Below are 1,665 nucleotides of genomic sequence, written 5' to 3' on the forward strand. Positions count from 1 at the left end.
TGTATCGGCATTGTGGGAGGGGACGTTGGCAATTATCCCCTTGCTTTGTCCAGCCGGATGGGCAGCGGTAGATCACTTCACTAAGGCTCACGGAGGCGACGGGGACTTTGTCACACGGGACCGGGTTGTGAGTTGGTCGGTAGCATTGCTTTGCGATGTTATCAATGACGCATTGCGTGGCGTTGTCACAATCCACGTACTGATTAGACTGACCATGACTGATTTCATAGGCGTTCTCAATGCCAAGGGTGGCGAATCGATACGTATCATCGTTTGGGTCAATGGTGACACTATTATTGTCAAACCCCTCTTGTATCGCTTGAGCGTGTTCGTTGTTGCCAAACTCCGACGTGGATTGGTTTGTGATTTGTGCATCAGTCATCCCGGCTTCATCAGGCTGTCGGATTTTGCTTTCACACCCTGGATTATTGTCGCTGCAGAAGTCTGACAGGTTAAGCGTCATTTCTGAGTCATTGTAAGCCTCGTTCGGGGTGTTTTTCGCCCACTCCACGTTGTCGTAGAATGTGTTTTCTTGAGGGGCGGCAAGGGTATGAAGGGAGAGTAAGAGAGCAGCGCTGAAAGAGAGAAAAACAAAAAGTAGTGAAAAGGGCGAATTCAAGGGGAACTCCTATTGAGCACTTGTTTGGCGATGTGTCCTACATCGCCTTGGCTTAAAATCGTTAATGCGTTAGGAAGGGAGAGGTTGCCGTGAACCATGTCGTAATCACTTTGCGGGCAAGACGCTTCATTGCACGCTTCTCCAATGGCCACAAACACGGGGACGTGGGTGATGTTAAATTGACGAAACCACTGTGGACTGATGGCAAAACCGCTATCAATGGCCATTTCTTCGTCGTCCGCTTCTAACAAACTCAGTATTCGAGAGGCTGTCGGTACCATGCCTTCTGGCAGTACCCCACGTATCACGAGAGGAACCTGATATTGCTGACTTTGTTTGAGTAGCTGTCTAAGCGCGTTATCTGGCATGGAAAGCGACACAAACACCATCACACCTTGCGCCTTTTTGTTTGGATTTTCCTGAGGCACCCCAAGAACACTCGCCAGTGGCGAGTCTTGCAACACGTTATCGAGGTGTTGATTCATCGACAACGCTTCTTGCTTATGTTGCTGACCTCGTTCAAGAAAGGTGGTCAGTTCACTGTGATTGGTTGGCGCTGCAATGGTCTGCTCTTGCTTGGCAAGCGCTTTGAGCTCTTCTTGAGAGTAACCCTTCTCGGCTAGTGAGAGAGGGCTAACCAGCAGAATAAGTAACAGCCATGAGGCTCTTGGGCTAAATGACATCGTCTCATTTCCTTATAAAAATACGCAATTACGTTTTCGCCAGTTCACAAAACCAAAGTTACCGCCGGTGGTTGGGTTGTCTTTACCTTGCTCCCAAAGTGACGAGGTGGTGCCATAGGGATAACAATGAGCGGCATCACCAATCGGTGCCGACAATTGATAGCGATAGCGACTTTTCGGCAAGATAGGCTCTGGCCATTGGTAACAGATTGCGCCATCTTCGCCCCGGGTTTCCCACACAATGCCTTGCCTGTGCATTTTAAAATTAAAACGCTCTAACATCAGTGTGCCAACTTGAGGGCCGGTATGAGAGTAAGCGCTATTACCGGTTAATGGGTAGACGCTGCCTTGTGAGCCTAAACA

The 1,665-nt window shown here is 49.2% G+C and carries 2 protein-coding genes and 1 pseudogene; all 3 read right to left on the reverse strand.

Annotated elements, in window-relative coordinates; translation table 11 throughout:
- A pseudogene (locus AB4653_RS22500) lies at positions 1 to 619 on the reverse strand (type-F conjugative transfer system mating-pair stabilization protein TraN); the annotation flags it as partial.
- Entirely contained in the window at positions 616 to 1,302 is a 687-nt protein-coding gene (gene trbC, locus AB4653_RS22505; RefSeq protein ID WP_017082646.1) for a type-F conjugative transfer system pilin assembly protein TrbC, read from the reverse strand. The gene trbC and the pseudogene AB4653_RS22500, both read right to left, overlap by 4 nt.
- A gap of 12 nt (positions 1,303 to 1,314) precedes the next feature.
- Positions 1,315 to 1,665 (reverse strand): TraU family protein (locus AB4653_RS22510; RefSeq protein WP_372105378.1); only part of this gene is annotated, 351 nt, incomplete at its 5' end.

Origin of the sequence: Vibrio sp. 10N.222.48.A3, from assembly GCF_041475345.1 — a bacterium.
In the GTDB taxonomy this organism is placed as follows: domain Bacteria; phylum Pseudomonadota; class Gammaproteobacteria; order Enterobacterales; family Vibrionaceae; genus Vibrio; species Vibrio tasmaniensis_A.

What these genes read in the sequence shown, in the direction of transcription:
- trbC (WP_017082646.1), bottom strand. Translation starts at nt 1,302, where the DNA reads ATGTCATTTAGCCCAAGAGCCTCATGGCTGTTACTTATTCTGCTGGTT.